Annotated in this window: 13 protein-coding genes; 6 read left to right on the top strand and 7 right to left on the bottom strand. The window is 71.1% G+C overall.

What is annotated here, in order from left to right:
* The first annotated feature begins 152 nt into the window (after positions 1 to 152).
* The 3 genes from fumC (at position 153) to K8640_RS11460 (ending at position 2,912) form a co-directional block, all read left to right on the top strand.
* Positions 153 to 1,547 (top strand): class II fumarate hydratase, encoded by a 1,395-nt coding sequence (fumC, locus tag K8640_RS11450; protein ID WP_223747083.1) that lies wholly within the window; start codon positions 153 to 155, stop codon positions 1,545 to 1,547.
* Positions 1,548 to 1,698: 151 nt separating this feature from the next.
* Positions 1,699 to 2,307 (top strand): ATP-dependent Clp endopeptidase proteolytic subunit ClpP, encoded by a 609-nt coding sequence (gene clpP / locus K8640_RS11455; protein ID WP_141325392.1) that lies wholly within the window; start codon positions 1,699 to 1,701, stop codon positions 2,305 to 2,307.
* Positions 2,308 to 2,489: 182 nt separating this feature from the next.
* Positions 2,490 to 2,912: a hypothetical protein gene (locus K8640_RS11460; RefSeq protein WP_141325391.1), complete on the top strand. Its 423-nt coding sequence runs from the start codon at positions 2,490 to 2,492 to the stop codon at positions 2,910 to 2,912.
* Position 2,913: 1 nt separating this feature from the next.
* Here K8640_RS11460 and K8640_RS11465 read toward each other — a convergent pair whose 3' ends face one another.
* The 3 genes from K8640_RS11465 to K8640_RS11475 form a co-directional block, all read right to left on the bottom strand.
* Complete coding sequence (locus K8640_RS11465; RefSeq protein WP_223747084.1) at positions 2,914 to 4,701, bottom strand: bifunctional UDP-sugar hydrolase/5'-nucleotidase; 1,788 nt, start codon at positions 4,699 to 4,701, stop codon at positions 2,914 to 2,916.
* A gap of 137 nt (positions 4,702 to 4,838) precedes the next feature.
* Positions 4,839 to 6,794 (bottom strand): bifunctional UDP-sugar hydrolase/5'-nucleotidase, encoded by a 1,956-nt coding sequence (locus tag K8640_RS11470; protein WP_223747085.1) that lies wholly within the window; start codon positions 6,792 to 6,794, stop codon positions 4,839 to 4,841.
* 121 nt (positions 6,795 to 6,915) lie between these two features.
* Entirely contained in the window at positions 6,916 to 7,374 is a 459-nt protein-coding gene (locus K8640_RS11475; protein WP_223747086.1) for a DUF3293 domain-containing protein, read from the bottom strand.
* 256 nt (positions 7,375 to 7,630) lie between these two features.
* Between K8640_RS11475 and K8640_RS11480 the strand changes: the two genes are divergently transcribed.
* Positions 7,631 to 8,260 (top strand): hypothetical protein, encoded by a 630-nt coding sequence (locus K8640_RS11480; RefSeq protein WP_223747087.1) that lies wholly within the window; start codon positions 7,631 to 7,633, stop codon positions 8,258 to 8,260.
* A gap of 12 nt (positions 8,261 to 8,272) precedes the next feature.
* On the opposite strand, the gene K8640_RS11485 is transcribed toward K8640_RS11480, so the two are convergent.
* Both K8640_RS11485 and K8640_RS11490 read right to left on the bottom strand, forming a co-directional pair.
* Positions 8,273 to 8,785, bottom strand: a complete 513-nt coding sequence (locus tag K8640_RS11485) for an ester cyclase (protein ID WP_223747088.1) — start codon at positions 8,783 to 8,785, stop codon at positions 8,273 to 8,275.
* Positions 8,786 to 8,853: 68 nt separating this feature from the next.
* Entirely contained in the window at positions 8,854 to 11,193 is a 2,340-nt protein-coding gene (locus tag K8640_RS11490) for an acyl-CoA dehydrogenase (protein WP_223747089.1), read from the bottom strand.
* Positions 11,194 to 11,336: 143 nt separating this feature from the next.
* Here K8640_RS11490 and K8640_RS11495 point away from each other — a divergent pair, with 143 nt between their 5' ends.
* Positions 11,337 to 12,617: a phosphatidylserine/phosphatidylglycerophosphate/cardiolipin synthase family protein gene (locus K8640_RS11495; RefSeq protein ID WP_223747090.1), complete on the top strand. Its 1,281-nt coding sequence runs from the start codon at positions 11,337 to 11,339 to the stop codon at positions 12,615 to 12,617.
* A 3-nt stretch (positions 12,618 to 12,620) separates the two neighbouring features.
* Here the strand turns inward: K8640_RS11495 and nth are convergent, their stop codons facing one another.
* The gene (gene nth, locus K8640_RS11500; protein WP_223747091.1) at positions 12,621 to 13,310 is read right to left on the bottom strand and encodes an endonuclease III; all 690 of its coding nucleotides are present in this window, start codon (positions 13,308 to 13,310) and stop codon (positions 12,621 to 12,623) included.
* 186 nt (positions 13,311 to 13,496) lie between these two features.
* Complete coding sequence (locus K8640_RS11505; RefSeq protein WP_223747092.1) at positions 13,497 to 14,003, bottom strand: GNAT family N-acetyltransferase; 507 nt, start codon at positions 14,001 to 14,003, stop codon at positions 13,497 to 13,499.
* A gap of 201 nt (positions 14,004 to 14,204) precedes the next feature.
* On the opposite strand from K8640_RS11505, the gene K8640_RS11515 reads away from it, so the two are divergent.
* Complete coding sequence (locus K8640_RS11515; protein WP_255652922.1) at positions 14,205 to 20,321, top strand: hypothetical protein; 6,117 nt, start codon at positions 14,205 to 14,207, stop codon at positions 20,319 to 20,321.
* Positions 20,322 to 20,372: the final 51 nt, after the last annotated feature.

Here is a 20,372-nt window from a genome sequence, read left to right on the forward strand (position 1 = left end):
CGGCCGTCCCGCTCCTCTGTGTCACGCGTTCGCGGTGTCCTGCTTATCGGCGCGTTCTGCTCACGGCTCGACGGTTCTCCTCGTCTCCCGGTGACCCGTTGACCGGCCTGTTATGCGTGGGCTCCAGGATTCTCTCCTCCAGGAGCCCGCCCTTGAGCACTCGCGACGTCCGCATCGAGAAGGACACCTTCGGCCCCATCGAGGTCCCCGCCGACCGCCTCTGGGGCGCCCAGACGCAGCGCAGCCTCCAGAACTTCGACATCTCCACCGAGCGCATGCCTCCCGCGCTCATCCGCGCGCTCGTGCTCGTCAAGAAGGCCGCCGCCCTCGTCAACGTCGAGAACGGCTCGCTCTCCCACGAGAAGGGCGACGCCATCGTCCGCGCCTCCGACGAGGTCCTCGCCGGCAAGCATGACGCGGAGTTCCCGCTCAGCATCTGGCAGACCGGCAGCGGCACCCAGACGAACATGAACACCAACGAGGTGCTCGCCAACCGCGCCTCGGAGCTGCTCGGCGGCGAACGCGGTGAGCAGCGCCGCGTCCACGCCAACGACGACGTCAACAAGGGGCAGAGCTCCAACGACGTCTTCCCCACCGCGATGAGCGTCGCCGCCGCCACCGCCATCGCCGAGCGGGTGCTCCCCGAGCTCGACGCGCTTCGCGACGTGCTCGCCGACAAGTCCCGCGCCTTCATGGACGTGGTGAAGATTGGCCGCACCCACCTCCAGGACGCCACGCCCCTCACCCTGGGCCAGGAGCTGAGCGGCTATGTCGCGCAGCTCGCCCATGCTCGCGCGCACCTGGAGCGCGTGCTTCCCCACCTGCACGAGCTGGCCCTGGGGGGGACGGCTGTCGGCACGGGGCTCAATGCCCCCAAGGGGTACGCCGAGCGCGTCGCCCAGGAGATTGCCCGCCTCACCGGCCTGCCCTTCGTCACCGCCCCCAACAAGTTCGAGGCCCTGGCCGCCAACGACGCCCTGGTCCACGCGCATGGCGCCCTCAAGGGCCTGGCCTGCGCGCTCTTCAAGATCGCCAACGACATCCGCTGGCTGTCCTCCGGCCCCCGCTCCGGCCTGGGCGAAATCACCATCCCGGAGAACGAGCCCGGCAGCTCCATCATGCCCGGCAAGGTCAACCCCACCCAGAGCGAGGCCCTCACCATGCTCTGCGCCCAGGTCATGGGCAACGACGTCGCCGTCAGCGTGGGCGGCGCCTCCGGCAACTTCGAGCTCAACGTCTTCAAGCCCCTCATCATCCACAACGTCCTGCAGAGCTGCCGGCTGCTGGCCGACGGCATGCGCAGCTTCCGCCTCCACTGCGCCGTGGGCATCGAGCCCCACCGCGCCCGCATCCAGGAGAACCTGGAGCGCAGCCTGATGCTCGTCACCGCCCTCAACCCGCACATCGGCTACGACAACGCCGCGCGCATCGCCAAGAAGGCCCACAAGGACGGCAAGACGCTCAAGGAAGTCGCCGTCGAGCTGGGCCTCGTCACCGCCGAACAGTTCGACCAGTGGGTCCGCCCGGAGAAGATGACCGGCCTGTAGGCGCCGGGTGTCCTACACGCCGTCGTCCCTCCTCCGGACGCCCCGTCGAGGGCCCACCGGGGGAGGGGACGGGGTGGAACCGTGGGCCAGCGCACGCTGCGGGAAGAAGGGGCGGGCGCGCGCGCGGCAGGACGATTAGGGTAGGGGAGCCATGAACGTCCCCTTCGTCATCGAGACCACGCACCGCGGCGAGCGGGCGTACGACCTGTACAGCCGGCTCCTCAAGGACCGCATCATCATGCTGGGCACGCCCGTCAACGATGACGTGGCCAACATCATCGTCGCCCAGCTGCTCTTCCTCGAGTCCGAGGACCCCGACAAGGGCATCAACCTCTACATCAACTCGCCCGGTGGCTCCGTCACCGCCGGCCTGGCCATCTACGACACCATGCAGTACGTGAAGTGTCCGGTGTCCACCATCTGCGTGGGACAGGCCGCCTCCATGGGCGCGCTGCTCCTGCTTGCCGGCGCCAAGGGCAAGCGCTACGCCCTGCCCAACAGCCGCATCATGATTCACCAGCCGCTCGGCGGCGCCCAGGGCCAGGCCACCGACATCGACATCCAGGCCAAGGAAATCCTCCGCCTGCGCAGCTACATCAACGGCCTCATCGTCAAGCACACCGGCCACACCATCGAGCGCATCGAGAAGGACACCGAGCGCGACTACTTCATGAGCGCCGAGGACGCGCGCCAGTACGGCCTCATCGACGAAGTGGTGGAGAAGCAGCGCCTCATCTCCCCGACGCCGTCGAACAAGTAATCCGTCCTCGCACCCCCGCTCCTCATGGCGGAGCGGGGGCGCCTGGAGACGTCGCGCGGGATTCCCGACGCCCCTGGAGGCGCAGGTTCCGCGCTGGTGCTCCGAGCAGGCGCAAGACTCGCGCGCCTCCGAAGTCGCTCTCCAGGGATGCGGGTGGCACGTCCCATGCTCAACTTGTGGACATGTCCAGGCTCAGCTCGCGCCCCCTCCCTCGACTCCTGCTGACCGCCGCCTTCCTGGCCGGAGCGGGCTGTGTCGGGCCCACCGGCCGGCCGCCCCAGCCTCCCAGCTCGGCCTCCGTGCAAGCGGAGCTGGGCGAGCGTGACGTCATCCAGGCCGGCGAGGAATACGCCCGCAACAACAGCCTGGTGCTCTCCGAGGCCGGCGAGGCCGTGGAGATACGCCCCAACTACTGGCGCATCCGCTTCGGCCTCAAGGACCAGCCGGGCCGCGGCATCGAGCTGGAGTTCGACGAGGTGGCCCGGCGTGTGACGCGCACCCAGGAGATTGAAATCCTCCCGGGCTCCACCGTGTCGCCCGACAACGTGCCCGGACGGGGCGCGGATGTCCCGGCCGGGGGGCAGGGGCGCGGTCCCGTCCCCTGACTCAGGGCAGCGCGGTGATGCGGTCCAGCGCGGGCGCCGCCAGGGGGCTCGACTGGGAGCTGTGCGCTTTCAGGTAGGCCTCCAGCGCGTCACTGTCGATGGCGCCGCCCAGGCGGTTCGTCCCCTGCGTGAGCACCGCGAAGCCATCCCCGCCGCCCGCGAGGAAGTTGTTCACCGTCACGCGGTAGGTCGCCGCTGCATCCAACGGCTCGCCGTCGAGGCGGATGGACGCCGGGTCGATGCGACCGCCGATGGGCGCCGACGCGCTGAACGCGTACGTGAACCCCGCCGAGGGGTGGAGGATGCGGGTGACGACGTTGGGGCCCACCTGCTGCCACTGTCGCTCCAGCAGCTCCTCGATTTGCGCGCCCGTCAGCGTCAGGGTGACCAGGCTGTTGCCGAAGGGCTGCGTGGTGAAGGCCTCGCCGAAGGTGACCTCGCCCTGGGCGATGTCCGCGCGCACGCCGCCCGGGTTCATGAAGGCCACCCGCGCTCCGCCCAGGTTCGCCGCCCGCGTCGCCGCGAGCTGCGAGTCCGCGATGACGAAGCCCAGCGTGGACTGCCCCGCCGGGTCCGCCTGGGTGAAGGGCGTCTTGAGCGTCTCGGCCACCCAGCCGATGACCCGGTTGGCCAGGGGCGTGGCGAGCTGCTGGTAGCGCGTCACCAGCTCCTTCACCGGCCCGTCCTCCGTCACGTCGCGCGTGACGATGAGGTTGTTCGCCTTGGTCTCCACCACGTCGCCGGTCGCCTTGCTCAAGGTCAGGTCGATGTCGGTGACGAGCCGCCCCGCCGACGCGGCGCTCGTGACGACCTTGCCGTCGATGACGCAGTTGTAGGCCTGGTGCGTGTGGCCGGTGACGATGACGTCCACCGCGTCGTCGAGTCCCTTCGCGATGGCCACGATGGGCCCGGAGATTCCGCCGCCCTCGCCCTTGCCCCGGCACTCGTTGATGAGCGAGCCCGGCGCGGGCACGCCGCCCTCGTGCACCACGACGATGATGGCCTCCACGCCCTGCTGGCGCAGCTGGGGCACCAGCGCGTTCACCGTCTCCACCTCGTCCTGGAAGGCGAGGCCCGCGACGCCCGTGGGCGTGACGATTTGAGGTGTGCCCTCCAGCGTCATGCCGATGAAGGCGACCTTCACGCCCTCGAACTCGCGCACGTCGTAGCGGGGGAACAGCGTGCGGTCCGCGCCCGTGGCCACGTTGGCCGCCAGGAACTTGAACTTCGCGCCCGCGAAGCCATCCCCGTCCAGGCAGCCATCCACCGGGTGGCAGCCGCCCGCCTGCATGCGCAAAAGCTCCGTGCTGCCCTCGTCGAACTCGTGGTTGCCCACCGCGACCAGGTCCAGGCCGATGAGGTTCATCGCCTCGATGGTGGGCTCGTCGTGGAAGAGCCCTGACAGCAGCGGGGAGGCGCCGATGAGGTCTCCTGCCGCCACCACCACCGTGTTGGGGTTGGTGGCCCGGAGGTCCGCCAGGTGCTTCGCGAAGTACGACGCGCCGCCCGCGCTCACGCGCACCGGACCGCCGTCGGCGTCCACGCCCGTCTGAATCTGCCCGTTGCTGCCCCCGGGCGGCTCGAGCTGCCCGTGGAAGTCGTTGAACGCGAGGACCTGCACGCTCACCGTCTCGGAGCCCGCGTCCGCCGTGGGCCCCTGGGTGGGTCGCTGGGCGCGAGCTGCGCCTTGGCAGCCGCCGTGGGCGAACAGGAGCACGCCGGTGAGGAAGGCTCCGGCCAGGAGGAAGACGCCGGGGAGCGCGCCCAGGCGCGGGGTGGACCGTGACATGAGGAGGGGGCTCTCGAGGGTCAGGACAGGGGCGGGAACCTACTCCGCCCGGCGCACCCTGGCGCGTCTTCGTGGAGGCCGCTCGAGGCCCGTGGCGCGCGGGGGACAGGGACACGGCCCCGTCCCCCGGAACGACGCTACGGCAGCCGGGTGACGCGATTGAGCGCCGGGGCGGGGAGCGGGTTCGCCGCGCTGCTGCGCACCTTCAGGTAGGTCTCCATCGCGTCGACGTCCATGGCGCCAGTCATCCGGTTCGTCCCCTCGGTGAACACCGAGAAGCCATCACTCCCACTCGCGATGTAGTTGTTCGCGGTGACGCGGTAGTTCGCCGCCGGGTCCACCGTCACGCCGTTGATCCGGATGGACGCCGGGTCGACGCGGCTCCCGACGGGCGCCGACGCGCTGAACGAATAGGTGAAGCCCGCCGACGGAAGCAGCATGAGGGTGGCTCCCGACGGCCGCCACTGTTGCTCCAACACCCCATCGATTTGCGCGCCCGTCAGCGTCATGGTGACCAGGCTGTTGCCGAACGGCTGCGCGGTGAAGGCCTCGCCGTAGGTGACCTCGCCCTGGGCGATGTCCGCGCGCACGCCGCCCGGGTTCATGAAGGCCACGTGCGCCCCACCCAGGTTCGCGGGCTTCGTCGCCTCCAGCTGCGAGTCCGCGATGACGAGGCCCAGGGTGGACTGGCCCAAGGAGTCCGACTGGTTCCTGAGCGTCTGCGCCACCCAGCCGATGACCCGGTTGGCCAGGGGCGTGGCGAGCTCCTGGTACTTCGTCACCAGCTCCTTCACCGCGCCGACCTCCTGCACGTCGCGCGTGACGATGACGTTGTTCGCTCGCGCCGCCACGACGTCGCCCGTCGCCTTGCTCAACGTCAGGTCGATGTCCGTGACGAGCTGCCCCATCGACGAGGCGCTCGTGACGACCTTGCCATCGATGACGCAGTTGTAGGCCTGGTGCGTGTGGCCGCTGACGACGACATCCACCGCGTCGTTGAGCCCCTTGACCAGGCCCACGATGGCACCTGAGATGAGGCCGTCCGCACCCGCGCCCTTGCAATCGTTCACCAGGGAGCCCGGGGTCGCGACGCCGCCCTGGTGCACCACCACGATGATGGCTTCGATGCCCTGCTGCCGCAGCTCCGGCACCAGCGCGTTCACCGTCTGCACTTCGTCCTTGAAGGTGAGCCCCTCCACGCCCGAGGCAATGACGCTTGCCGGCGTTTCCTCCAACGTCATGCCGATGAAGGCGACCTTCACGCCCTCGAACTCGCGGATGTCGTAGCGGGGGAACAGCGTGCGGTCCACGCCCGTGGCCACGTTGGCCGCCAGGAACTTGAACTTCGCGCCCGCGAAGCCATCCCCGTCCAGGCAGCCATCCACCGGGTGGCAGCCGCCCGCCTGCATGCGCAAAAGCTCCGTGCTGCCCTCGTCGAACTCGTGGTTGCCCACCGCGACCAGGTCCAGGCCGATGAGGTTCATCGCCTCGATGGTGGGCTCGTCGTGGAAGAGCCCCGACAGCAGCGGGGAGGCGCCGATGAGGTCTCCTGCCGCCACCACCACCGTGTTGGGGTTGGTGGCCCGCAGGGCCGCGATGTGCCGGGCGAAGTACGTCACGCCGCCCGCGTTCACCCGCACCGGTCCACCGTCGGGGGCCACGCCCGCCAGAACCTGGCCCGAGGGCTGCTCGAGCTGCCCGTGGAAGTCATTGAAGGCCAGGATCTGCATGCTCACCGTGGTGGGGCCTGAGTCCGGCGCCCCCGCGTCGGGCCTCCCCGCGTCGGGGCTCCCCGCGTCAGGCGTTCCCGCGTCGGGAGCCCCCGCGTCGGGCGTCCCCGCGTCCGTGCCCGCATCCGGGGGCGGCTGCTGGACGGGGTGCTGCACGCAGCGCTGTTCCTCGCAGGCCCACTCCTTGCCCTCGTCCGGTGCGCCGTTGTCGTAGCGGCAGTCGGTGGCGTTCCGGCAATCGCGCTCATCACCTCCGCAGCCGCCATGGACGAAGAGGAGCATGCCGGTGAGGAACGCTCCGGCGAGCAGGAAGGGGCTGGGGCGCGCTCCCAGAAGGGACGAGCGCGGTGTGGCTTGAGGCATCGAGAGAACTCCAACGCACGGGGGCGGTGAAACCTACCCCGGTTCGTGGATGGATGGCTCGACTTCACGGCGGAACGGTGGAACCCGTGTTGCGACACGGGGTTGCTGCTGTGGCCCTGCTTCAAGGAACGGGCGGCGGCGCTTCGCAGCCGCACAGCAGCAGCTCCGCGGGGCCTCCGGTGCGCCCCACCAGGATGGCCACCTGGCCATGGGCGCGACCGAAGCGCTCCGCCTCCGAGCGAGGCAGGCCCGGGACGAAGAGGCTCTGCTCGGACCAGCTCCCGTCCTCGGCCTCGCCGATGGCGGGGGCGATGACGAAGCCGCCCGCGACCAGCTGGGAAATCAGTCGTTCCTGGGCTCGCTGGTTCTCGTCCTTGCCGCGAGGCCTTGAGCCTGGATTCCACGCGGTCAGGAACGCCCATTCGCGGTGGCCGCGCGCGGTCAGCTCCGCGTCGAGCGCGGGGTGGAGCCGGCCGACTCGCAGCACCTGCTCCACGCCTCCGGTGGAGGCATGAGGACGGATGACGTAGCGCGTGGCCCGGTATGCCCCCAACAGCCGCTCCTGGTCGAGCTGTCTCATTCCCGCATTCTCGCGTCGGCGCCGCCTCCGTGTCAGCCCCCCGGGCCTCATCAACGTGAGCCGCGGTGTGTCACATGTCTTCCCCGACACGTGTCTTGAATCACGCAGTGGGCGGAGCGCTCCTGGGGACGCGCGCCGCGAGGGCGGGGGCCAGGTCCGGTCGGGGCGACGCTCCGGGAGCGCGGGCGGCCCGGTCCGCCTTCCGCTAACGTGCGGTGCGTCAGACGCGTGGAGCGCTCCGACGGGAGGCACGAAGATGGATTCGCTGGATGCTCGGTTGGAGCGACTGGAGCGCCGCTGCCGGCGGCTGCAGGGGCTGACCTTCTCGGCGCTCGCGGTGGCGGGGCTCGGGCTGGGCGTGGCCGCGCTGAAGCCCGCGCCGACGCTGGGAGGCGGAGAGCTGGTGGCCTCGCGTCTGGTGCTCAACGATGCGCACGGACAGCGGCGCGCGTCGCTCGGACTGGATGACGCCGGCACCACGGGCCTGGTGCTGCATGACCAGGCGGGGCGTCCGCGCGCGCTCCTCGGCGTGGCCCAGGACGGCTCGCCCCGGCTGCGCTTCTCCACCGCGGAGGGCGAGTCCCTCGCCGAGCTCACCGTCTACTCGGACGAGGCCCCGCGCCTCACCCTGTCCAAGCCAGGGGGCGTGGACCTGTTCGCGGTGGGCCTCCAGGTGGATGGCTCCTCGCGCCTGGAGCTGGCGGACGCGGATGGCCGACCCCGCGCGATTCTCGGCGCGGATGAGCACGGCTCCCCGGGCCTGCTGCTGGTGGACCGCCGGGGGCAGCCGCGCGTGGAGCTGCGCGTGAGCCCCTCCGAGGGCGCCAGCCTCCGCGTGGAGGGCCGCGACGGCGAGGTCTTCCAGGCGCCCGCCGTCCTTCAGTGAGCCGCCGCCCCGCTACGGCTGGGGCGGGACGACGCGGTAGCCGCGCTGGAGCAGGGGCGTGAGTCGGTCGGAGATGTCCCACGACTCGACCACCTTCCCGTCGCGCATCCGGTACAGCGAGTGCCCGGCGAGCGCGAGCGGCCGGGGCTTGCCCGCGTCGTCCAGGTTCAGCGGGTCCGTGCCGGCGGCCTTCCAGTGCACCAGCACCAGGTCCTGGTCCGCCACCACGTGGAGGATGTCGAAGCGCAGGTCCGGGAACGTCTGGAAGGTGGCCTCGGCCTGCTGGAGCACCACGGCCGGGCCCACCACGTCCTTGGGCGCGCCCTGCGAGTGGTCCACGTAGTCCTCGGCGAACAGCTCCGGGACGCGGTCCAGCTTGCGCAGGTTGTAGAGCTCCTCGGTGAGCAGCCGGGCCCGTTGACGGTTCTGCTCCTCCTGCTGTGCGGCGCGCTCCACCGGAGACACGGACGCACACGCGGACAACATTCCAAGAACGCAGAGCCACAGCGTCGTGGTGGTTTTCATGGCCCGGGAAGCTGGGCAGCCTCGCCCAGCCCGTCAGCCCCCCAGGGCCCCCAATTGTTCAGCGGGCGTCACGCCGACAGATGCCCCAGTCCGATGGGCGCCGCGATGCACGTGTCCGGAATCCCGAAGGCATCCACCAGCGCCACCGCGTCCGGCCGCAGCTCCGTGCACAGCTTCACGATTTCCTTGCGGATGGCCAGCGCCTTGCCGCCCTCCATGAGGCTGTTCTCCTGGAACCAGCCGCTCGCGGCCTCCAGGCAGGACAGGCCGTAGAGGTCGCACAGCCGCCCGAGCACCACCTTGAGGCCCGGGTCCTGGACCGTGTTCACCCCGTGGATGAACTGCTCGAGCACCACGCGCTCGATGTGCGCGTGCGCCAGGGCGACCAGGTGCGCCTGGACCTGGTTGAAGGCGGCGAAGGCCTCCACACCCGCCGTCAGCCGCTTGCGGATGCGCCGCGCCACCGAGGCGAGCAGGTCCTCCTCGCGGTAGCGCAGGAAGCGCAGCTGGAAGTCGTCGTCGCGCAGGTGCTCGCTGCCCGTGCGCCGCACGGCGATGGGGTTCTTGTCCGCCATGGCCGTGGCCTTGTCCGCGATGAGCTTGAGCACCGCGTAGACCCGGTCGTCCTCGAAGCGCTGGCGGTAGTCCGTCAGCAGGCTCTTGGCGACCAGCTGCATCAGCACCGTGTTGTCGCCCTCGAAGGTGGTGAAGATGTCCGTGTCGTCCTTCAGCGCCGACAGCCGGTTGGCCTCCAGGTAGCCCTGGCCGCCGCACGCCTCGCGCGCCTCCTGGAGCACCGCCGTGCAGTTCCAGGAAGCATACGCCTTGAGGCCCGCCGCCAGCGCCTCCACCTCCATGGAGTCCTCCTCGGTGCGCTTCACGTAGCGCTCCACCAGGTGCTCCAGCGCGAAGTCGAGCGCGTACGTCTTCGCCAGCGGCTTGAGCAGCCGCAGCTGGTGCGTCTGGTGGTCGAGCAGCCGCACCTCGGGCGCGCCCGGCGGGCCGAACTGGCGGCGCAGGTCCCCGTAGCGCACCGCGATGGTCAGCCCGCTCTTGGCCGCGCTCAAGGACGCGCACGCCACGCTCACCCGGCCCGCCACCAGCGTGCCCAGCATGGTGAAGAACCTGCGCCCGTCGCTGGAGATGGAGCTGGTGTACTCGCCCTCGGCACTGACCTGTCCGAAGCGGTCCAGCAGGTTCTCCCGGGGCACGCGCACGTGGTCGAACCAGATGCGGCCGTTGTCCACGCCGTTGAGGCCCATCTTCCGGCCGCAGTCCTCGATGCGCACGCCGGGCAGCACCTGGCCGCGCTCGTCGCGCAGCGGCACCAGCAGCGCGTGCACGCCCAGCCCCTTGCCGCCGACCTCCAGCTGCGCGAACACCGTGGCGATGCGCCCGTGGCGCGCGGCGTTGCCGATCCACTCCTTGCGCGCGCCCTCGGACGGGGTGTGCACGATGAAGTCGCCGGCCTCCGCGTCGTAGCGCGCCACCGTCTCCACGTCGCGCACGTTGGAGCCGTGGCCCAGCTCGCTCATGGCGAAGCAGCCGGGCAATTCCAGCGTGGCGACCTTGGGCAGGTACTCGCGGTGGTGCTTCTGGGTGCCGAGAAAGAGGATGCTCGCGCCGAACAGGCCGAAGTGCACGCCCGCCTTCACCACGAGGCTCAGGTCGAAGAGGGCGAGCGTCTCGAACGAGGCGATGAAGGCGCCCAGGTCCGCGCCGGCCTCGTCGCCCTCCGGGAACGCGATGCGGCCCAGGCCCTGGTCGGCCAGCTGCTTGAGCCAGGCGAAGACCTGCTCGCGCTGCTTGTCCGTGTCGAGCGTGCGCTGATAGCGGAAGGTCGGGTCCTCCAGCCACTTGCGCACCTGGGAGCGGACCTCCGGGTACTTGCGGTCCAGCACCGCGCGCAGCGCCTCGGGGGCGAAGGAGGTGGGCTCGGTGGGGCCGATGCGGCGTGGCTCGTGCGCGGCGGCGGGCACCAGGGCGCGGACAGCCTCGCGTCCGGAGACGCCCAGCACGGCCTCCAGCGAGGCCAAGGCGCGCACCAGCTCCGGCATGCTCGAGGGCAGCTCCTTCGAGTCCGCGACGAGCTCTGTCAGCTTCGCGCCCAGCTCGGAGAGGCTCTCCTGGGGGCTGAGCCTCAGGCGCTCGGCGGAGGCGCGGATGTGCTCGCGCACCAGGGCCAGCTCGTTGGAGCTGGGTGGCATCAGCGGATCCAACCAGCGGGCGAGCACGGTGTTGGAGCGCAGGTCCAACCACGGCTGGGCGCGCGCGGCGGTGCCCAGCATCCGAATCTCCGCGGGCGTCAGCTCACCGTCCGTCCAGGCCACGTACAGCATGGGGACCAGGGGGGCCAGGCGGGGCAGCGACAGCAGCTCCTTCGCGGTTGGACGAATCTCTTCCACCATCAGTCGGCTCTCCAGCAAGCGAGGGAAGAGGCCCAGTGTGGCCAGCCCGGTGCCGGGCGGCAATGGGAGAGAGCACCTGCCTGTCGGGCAGGCGGCCAGGCCCTGCATGCCGGGGCTGGACAGTGTCCCTAGCTTGCCACGTCATGGACGAGCCCCAGGACCTCTCGGAGACGGAGATTCTTCCCCAGCCCGGCGCCCACGGCTTCGATGCGGGGAGCGAGCGCGGCAAGCACGAGATGAAGGGGCCCTTCGAGCTGCCTCCAGGGCCTCAGGGCTTCTCGTTCTCTCTTTATCAGTCCACCGGCGCGGCGCTCATGACGGGCCACCGCCTGGAGCTCCTGGACAACGGCGCGGTGTTCGACCGCATGGTGGAGGACATCCGCGCGGCCCGGGAGAGCGTCCACATCCTGGTCTACATCTGGCGGCCCTGCGACGTGTCGGACCGCATCATCGACGCGCTGGTGGACCGCGCCCACGCGGGCGTGGCGTGCCGCGTGGTGGTGGACCCGGTGGGCAGCGAGGAGCTGAGCGGGGACAAGGACTTCGACCAGAAGGTGGAGAAGGTGCTCTCGGCCGCGGGCGTGGAGGTGCACTACTACCGGCTGCTCGCGGGCAAGGTGATGGGGCGGCTGCTGGGGCGCTCGCACCAGAAGCTGGTCATCATCGACGGACGCATCGCGTACACGGGTGGCTTCGGCTTCTGGAAGGTGTGGGAGGGAGACGGGCTGTCGCCGGAGGAGTGGCGCGACACCAGCGTGCGTGTCGAGGGGCCCGCCGCGCGCGACATGCAGCTGTCCTTCTCGCGCTACTGGCAGGAGTCGGGCGGTGGGCTGCTGCCACCGGACACCTTCCCGGAGCCGATGCTGGTGGGGGACGCCGAGGCGTGCTTCGTGGAGAGCGCGGGCAAGCTGGGCATCACCGACGCGGAGCGGATGGTGCGCATGGTCATCGCCGCCGCGCGCGAGCGCCTGTGGATCGCCAACGCGTACTTCTCACCGCCCAACGAAATCCTGGAGCAGCTGGAGGAGAAGTGTCGCCAGGGCGTGGAGATTCGCGTGCTGGGGCCCGGGCCCGTGCATGACGTGAAGATCATCCGCGCCTCGCAGCGCTCCACCTATGAACGACTGCTCGACGCGGGGGTGCGCATCTACGAGTACCAGCCGTCGATGATGCACGCGAAGACGATGATCGTGGACGACTGGCTCGCGGTGGTGGGCTCGACGAACATGGACTCGCTGTCGCTCAACAAGCTGGGTGAGGGCTCGCTCATCATCCACGACAAGGAGTTCGTCCGGAAGATGGAGCGGTGCTGGGCCAAGGACCTGCGCGTGTCCAAGGAGATCTCGCTGGAGAACGGCGGTCGCACCAACCCGTGGCGGCGACTGGCTCGCCGGGCCACGCAGCTGGTGGGGCACGACCGGTAATCGTCAGCGAGGGTTCGTCACGCCGACCTGCCGGCAGGCGCTGAGCACCGGGCACGTGGAGCACCTGGGGCGCGAGCCCGTGCACACGTGCTTGCCGAAGGGTACCAGCAGGCGGTTGAGCTCCACCCAGTACCTGCGCGGGAGCTGGGTCTCGAGCGCGGTCATGGTCGCCTCGGGCGTGGTGGCCTTCACGTAGCCCCAGCGGTTCGTCACGCGGTGCACGTGGATGTCCACGCTGATGGCCTCGTGCCCGCAGGCGATGCCGAGCGCCAGGTGCGCGCACTTGGGGCCCACGCCCTTGAAGGACTGGAGGACCCGGGCATCGCAGGGCAGGGTGCCCGCGAACTCGTCCCGCGTGCGCACGGCGATGGCGTGGAGTTGATGGGCCTTGGCTTCGTGGAAGGTGACGGGGCGGATGAGTGCGTCGATGGCGGCGGTGCCCAGGCGCGCGAGGGCCTTGGGTGTGGAGGCGCGCTCGAGCAGCCGGAGCGCCGCGGGCAGGCTGACTTCATCCAGGGTGCGGATGGAGAGGATGCAGGCGACGAGCTGCTCGAAGAGGCTGTCGTGGCCCCGGGCGGACAGCGCGAACATCGCCGCGTCCGCGAAGTCGCGCACCGTGTGACGTACGCGCGCGAGCACGTCGTCGATGTCGAAGGGGGCCTTGTCCGGGCGGGGCGCGGGCTCGGAGACCACGGCTGCTTCGGGCCGTGCCCTCGCGGTCCTCGCGCTCGTCGGTGACGGTGCCCTGCGGCGTCCGGGAGGCTTGGGTCCTCTTCCCGCCATTCAGTCCCCCTCCTTGTCCGAGAAGATGGGGACAGGGAGGAGCACTGACCCGAAGGGGCTCAGGGGACGGTGGCAGGGCAGGGGGGCGGGGGCGCTTCAGCTCGCGGGCTTCGTGAGGTCCAGCGCGTACCAGTGGTCGCAGCCGAAGTGGCCCGTGCTTCCCAGGGGGGCGCAGAGCGGCTCGAAGCCGAGGCGGCGGTAGAGCTTCTGCGCCTGTGTCATGGAGGCGAGCGTCTCCAGGTAGCAGCGCTGGAAGCCTGCCTCGCGCGCGAAGTCGAGACAGCGGCGCAGCATGCGCTCGCCCGCTCCCAGGCCACGCGCCTCGGGGAGGAAGTACATCTTGCGCAGCTCGCACACGCCCGGGTCTCCGCCCTCCAGCGGGGCGATGCCGCCGCCACCGATGACGCGGCCCGCGCGCTCCACCACGAAGTACGCGTGGCGCGGGCGCGCGTAGGCGGTGCTCATGGTGTCAACCTCGGGGTCGTGGATGGCGAAGCCGGGACCATCGGCTCCGAACTCGGGCATCACCGCGCGGATGACGCCCGCCACGGCGGCATCATCCGTGGGTCGGATGGGACGCAGGGTCAGCTCGTCGTTGCTCATGGGGGCGGACGCTCCCACGGAATGCGAGGTGGGGCCAGGGGGACTCCGGGCGTGACGGGTGCGTCGGAGTGCGTGCACCCGTTGTGCACCTGCCTGCACAGGTGCCACCCGGACGACGCACCTGGAATGAGGGGGCGGCTTTCCACGCGCTGGATATCCCAGGCATTCTGGGTGGCATGTCCGTTGTAGAGGGGGAGCTTCATGTACTGCCCTGATTGCCGACAGGAGCGCCTGGGTCAGTTCCACCAGTGCGCACTCTGTGGCACGGCGATGACCTCGCGGCCTCGTTCCGAGCTGGACGCGGAGCTCGCTCACGTCCACTTCCTCCTGTCCGAGCTGGCGCGCTGGGATGCCACCGAGGTTCCCCCCAACGTCCGTCGCTTCCTGTCCGAGCGCTACGAGCGTCAGGCCCGAATCCTCCTCTCCGTGCTCGCCGAGTCGCCGGCGCCGGTGACGGCGAGTCGGGTGGAGCCGCCGCGCACGGAGGACGGCGCCGCGGCGGCTGGCGGCGGAGCGCCTTCGCGCCCCGGTGAGTGGCCCGCGGTGGTTCCCGATGTGGATGGGGTGCACGCGGGGGCCACGGTGCTGCCCGTGACGGGCTTCGTGCAGGGAGCGGAGACGGTTGCCGCGGAGGCCGCGTGGCGGTCGAGCGAGGCCGTGACGCGCGATGCCGCGGAGCCGTTCGTGCGGGGCGCGGGAGATTCCGCGGCGAGCGGCGCTTCGGTGATTCGGGAGGCGGGCGGAGCGTGGGGCGCGGAGGCGTCCTCGCAGCGCTCGGGCGAGGCGGTGATTCGGGAGGCGGGCGGAGCGTGGGGCGCGGAGGCGTCCTCGCAGCGCTCGGGCGAGGCGGTGACTCGGGAGGCGGACGGAGCTTGGGGCGCGGAGGCGTCCGTGGCGAGTGGCGCCTCGGTGATTCAGGATGCCCACGGCGCAAGGGGTGTCACGGCTGGCGCTGATGTGGCCGCGGAGCATCCGCAGGCGGATCTGTCGTGGCGCGAGGGTGATTCTGTTCCTCGCGCGGACGCGTCGGTGGCGGGTGGTGCCTCGGTGGTGCGCGATGCTCACGGTGTGAGCGAGGTCACGCCGGGCTCGGAGCGTCCGAAGACGGGCCTGCCGTGGGGCGAGGGTGAGTACGTACCTCGTCCGGATGCCTCCGTGACGCGAGATGCGAGCGGCACGTGGAGCTCGGGTGAATCCGCGTCGCGTGCCGATGATGGGCACGCGTCGAGCACATCGGCGGCGTGGCGCGCGGAAGGTGCTTCCTCTGCTTCGAGAGACGAGGCGAAGCGTGAGGCCGAGCGCGCCGCGAGGGCGGCATCGACGCGACGTCCAGGTCCTCGCCCGTCGCCGCATGCTCGCGTGTCCGGTGCGGGCGCCGAGGCGCATCCGCTCCCCGAGGACGCTTCCGCGCCGTCGTTCGAGGCGCCGCAGCCTGGGGGCCCGACGGCCCGGTTCGTCGAGCAGGCCTCGTCGTGGAATCGCGTGTGGAAGCCGTTCCTCTACGAAAGCATCATGTGGTTCGTCGGGGCCTTCCTCGTCCTCTCGGGCCTGCTCTACTTCGTGTTCGAGCGTTGGGCCGGGATGAGCTCCGTCAGTCGCTCGGTGGCCATCTTCCTGGCCACGGCGGGGGCCTCCGCGTTCTTCTCCATCATGGGCGCGGTCCTCGGGCGGCGCGAGGCCCTGCGCGGTCCGGGGCGCATCCTCGGGGTCATCGGCTCGGCGGCGGCTCCCCTCGCGGGCATTGCCTTGTCGCCCACCGGGTTCGGCGACGGCAACCTGGGGCCGTGGTGGCTCACTCCGGCGCTGCTGGTCTGGGCGGGAGTCTCGGCCTGGTTCGTGCGCAAGCCCGCGGAGGCCTTCGATGCCCCCTCGCGTCCCTTCGTCCAGGCCTCGCTCGTCGCCAGCATCTTGATGATGGGACTGGCTCCGCTGGCCGCGAGGCTCGGGGGCGCCGCGCTGTGGCTCAACCTCCTGCCGTGCGTGCTCTTCTTCCTGCTGTCCTCGCGCACCCCTTCGAGTCCTCGAGAAGGGAGCGCGCTGGCCTTCGCGCTCGCCGCGCCGCTGTACCTGCTCATCGCCTACGCGGTGCGCCTGCACCTGGCGCTCGTCCACGCGGGGGCTCCGCCCGACGCGGGCCTCTATGCGCCCTTCGTCGCGTTCCTGCTCGCCTCCGCCCATCGCTTCCGTGTCCTGCCCGCCGAGCGCGCGACGGACACGCTGTCGCTGGGCGTGGTCTCCCTCCAGGCGATGTGCCTGGTCGCCGCCATCGGTGCCCCGCCGCCCACGTTCTTCGTCACCGCCGCCGTCATCACCTGGACGCTGCTGTCGCTGGCGAGCGGCGCCCTCCATCGCCTGCCATGGGTGTATCCCGCCTATGCCGCGCTCTACTTCTCGTATGCCACCAGCGGCCAGCTGGTGCCGGGGCCGCTGAAGCGGCTGCTCGACACGCTCAAGGCCTCGCTCGGCTATCCCGTCGCGGAGCGGCTGCCCGTGCAGTACGGCGCGCTGACGGCGCTGCCCTTCGTGCTCGCGGGCGTGGTGCTCGCGGTGTCGCGGCTGTGGCGCGGTGAGCGCACCGGACAGGCGCGCGACGTCGCCTTCGCGGAGGTGCTGCTGCGCTGCACGGCCGTGGCCGGCGTCCTCTTCTCCTTCCACGGAATCGCCGGTCCCGACGCGCGCCCGGCCCTCTGGAGCGTGCTCGGCATGTCGGTGGTGTGTCTGGGCACCGGCCTGCTCGTGGACCGCTTCTACCTGAAGGTCGTCGGCGCGCTGCTGATGCTGGTGGTGCCGCCGCTGGCCATCCAGGTCCTCTCGGTCGAGGCCGCGTCCGTGGTGGCCGGATTGCTGGCGCTCGGACTGTCGGGCGTGTCCCTGGTGTGCACCGCGCGCACGCGGACACTGGTGGCCCCCGTGGGGGGATTGCTGGCCACGGCCGGCTTCCTGATGGGGCTGTTCAGCGACTTCGGCTTCACGCCGATGGCGGGCGCGGTGCTGTGTGGCGCGAGCATGCTCGTCATCGCGTGGAGCCTGCGCAACGCGTACGTCGTGGCCTACGCCGTCCTGCTGGCGGCCGCCCTGGTGCCGAAGCTCGCGCTCCAGGTGTCCGTCACGGCGATGGCCTTCTCGCTGGTCTTCGTCGCGCTGGCGCTCGCCGTCGTCGCCGAGCGGGGCCGGCTGCTGCGGCAGCTGAGCGGGGTGGCGGTCTTCTACGCGCTCTTCGGCTTCCTGGCGGGAATCATCGGCACCGTGAGTGGCCTGGGCGTGGTGATGCTCTTGTCGGCCGGAGCCATCGCCGTGGTGTCTCGCACGCTCCCCCTCGCGCGGCCCCTGGCGGTGTTCATCGCGGCCTTCGCGCTGCTGCCGGACCTGGGGCGCTCGTTCTCACCCTGGGGCGGGCTGATGACGCCGGCGATGTCCATGGGGGCGTTCATCCTCTGGGCCCTGGGGTCTTCACTGAGCGCGGCGCGCTGGGGGCGCAGCCCGAGCACCACTGTCGCGGCGCTCGTGGCGTGGACCTTCCCCTTCCTCGCGGTCGCGGAGGCGAAGTCCTGGCAGGAGAACACCTTCATCCTCGCCACGGCCTTCGCCGCGCTGCTCACCGCGAGGGCCATGCCCGCCGCGCTCAGCGTCGGCGTGGCCGCGCTGTATGCCGCCATCGGCCTGTACGCCACGGGGCCCATGGCGCTGCTGGGCCTGGCCACGGTGCTCGCCGTCCTCGCGGTGCTCGAGGAGGTCCCCGCGGTGCTGAGGGTGGGCGCGGGGGGCCGCCGCTTCGCGATGGTGGCGACGGTGGCCTCCGCGCTGGTGATGGTCCCCACGGTGGTGCGCTGGGACGATGCGCCCCCCGCCTGGATGGCCCTGGGCGCCATGGTGCTGCCGCTGTTGTGGACGCGCGCCACGCGTCAGCCCTTCTTCGCGTGCCTCGGTGTGCCCTTCGCCTTCGTGGGCTTCCTGGCGATGGGTGGGGACACGCCCACGTGGGCCTTTGCGCTGCCGCTCTTGTCGCTGGCCGTGACGCGGGCGGTGGAGCATGTGCCCGGCTTCAGCACCCTGTTGCTGCGCTCGAACGAGGTGGCGGTCCGCAACCGGCTGTCGCTGGGCATGCAGGTCAGCCTCGCGCTGCTCACGCCGATGGTGCTGCTGACGTCGTGGATGGGGCCGCTGCCGGTGTACTTCCTCACGGCCTCGCTGGCGCTGATGCCCGGGCCCATGCCGTTCCTGCGCGTGTGCGGCGCCTCACTGCTGCTCATCACCGTTCCCGAGGCGCGGCCCATCGTCACGGTCCTCCTGCTGGCGCTCGCGCTGGCCGAGCACCACGTGGCGCCGAGGCTCTGGGCCTTCTTCCGCAGTCCGCCGGACGCGCAGCTGCGTCAGGTCTCCGTCATCACCGCGCTGGTCATCGCTGCGCTGCCCGTGCTGGAGGACCCGTCGCCGTCGAGGCTCGCGGGCCTCGCGGGTGTGGTGGCCGCGTCCGCGTTCCTCCTGTCCCTGCGCTGGCTGTTGGTGCCGGCGCTCCTGGGACTCGCGCTCGCGTGCGTGGGGCAGACGGAGACACGCCACTTCCTGGAGTGGCGGCCCGAGGCGGGGCTGCCCATCGTCGCGCTGGCGCTGGGGGCCGCCGTGCTGTCCGCCTTCTGTCAGTCGGGGAGCGTGCAGCGCTCGCTCAACAAGGCCGTGGAGCGCTTGATGCCCGGACTGGGCGGCACGTGGAGCGAACCTCTGTGGGCGGGGAGCACGGGCGTGTTGGGACTGCTGCTCCTGGCGAGGCTCGCGGCCACGGGGCCTGGAGCGCTCGCGCCGCACGTGGCGCTGGGGGCCGGAGTGACGTCGCTGGTGTTGATGGCGACGCGCGAGCGGTGGATGGCGAATGTGGCCACGGTGCTGCTCGGGTTGTCGCTGGTGGCGGCGGTGCCCTTCGTGTGGGTGCCCGCCGCTGTCAGTGGCGCGGGGCTGGCGCTGTGCGTGGCGGGCATGTTCCTGGATGCGCGAGGGGTGCGCGTGGGCGCGGCCCTGCACCATGGCGGTTGGGTGCTGGCGCTGATGTCGCTGTCGGCGCTGCGCGACCTGCGGCACATCGGGACGCCGCTGTGCTTCGTGTTCGGTCTGGGGGCGGCGTGGGCGGTGGTGTGGCGCCGGAGCGAGCGCGAGGCGGCGGGCTGGCTGGCGTCGCTCGTGGCGGCGCATGGCGTGATGATGCACCTGGGCGCGGTGTTCTCCACGGGGCGTGGCTCGGAGTTCATCCTCCCGTACCTGGGCGCGCTCAGCGGGCTGCTCGCCGCGCTCGCCCTGTTCGTGGCGGGCCGGGAGGTGCGTCGGGGCGTGGGGCTGGGCTTCACCGTCGTGGCGCTGATGGAGGTGATGTTCGGCCTGGGGTTGCTGGGGCCGCAAGGGGACGCGCTGCGCGAGGCGCTCGTCGCGTGCGGAGCGCTGGCGGTGCTGCTCGTCGCGCTGGTGCGCCATGCCTCCAGGGAGGAGGACGAGCCCGCCGCGTTCCTGGCGCAGGCGGTGCTCGCGCTGGGGTACCTGTCCATGCGGATGCTCGGCATGGGAGCGCAGCCGAACTCCGGAGACAGCCTGGCGGCGCTGGTGGGCGGCGCGCTCTTCACGGGCCTGTACTTCTTCGTGCAGCGCGAGGGCTCGGGGCTCACGGTCTTCCGGAGGCCCGCCTTGTGGGGCGCGTACCTGTTCCCGATGGCGGGCCTGCTCTCCGCGCCGTGGGGCGAGCCGCTCCAGGTGGCCGCGCTGCTGGTGGGACACGCCGCGCACTTCGCCGCGCTGGCCTCGCATCCGACGCGCAGGGGCTCGGCCTCGCTCGCGTCGGTGGTGGCCTTCAACGTCGCGCTCTTCCTGGTGTGGCAGGGCACGGGGCACGGCGAGCCGCAGTTCTACGTCATCCCCGCGGGCCTCTCGCTGCTCGCGCTGCTGCGCGTGTTCCGGGGCGCCATCGAGCAGGACACGTATGCGCGGCTGCGCGCGGTGGCCGTCACCGTCATCTACGTGGCCGGCGCGTGGAAGCCGCTGATGTTCGACGACGGTGGGGCGATGCTCCTGTGCGTGTTCCTCTGCGTGGTGGGCGTGGGCTTCGGCATCGCGTTGCGCATCCGCTCCTACGTGTACCTGGGCACCGCGTTCCTGGTGACGTGTGTGGCGGCGAACCTGGTGCGCTTCGGCATGAGGGACCACCGCGTCGCGGCCGCCTCGCTGTTCATCATGGGCCTGTTCGTCATCGGCTCCATGGTGATGCTCAGCGCCCACCGTGCCGCACTCCTCCAGAGGTACACGCGGGTCCGCGCACTGCTGTCCACCTGGGAGGGGTGACACTTCGAGTTCTTGGCGACGGGCCCCACCTGTGGGATTGAATGCGGCCGC

The sequence above is a fragment of the Myxococcus sp. XM-1-1-1 genome (assembly GCF_020037095.1).
GTDB classification, from domain to species: Bacteria; Myxococcota; Myxococcia; order Myxococcales; family Myxococcaceae; genus Myxococcus; species Myxococcus fulvus.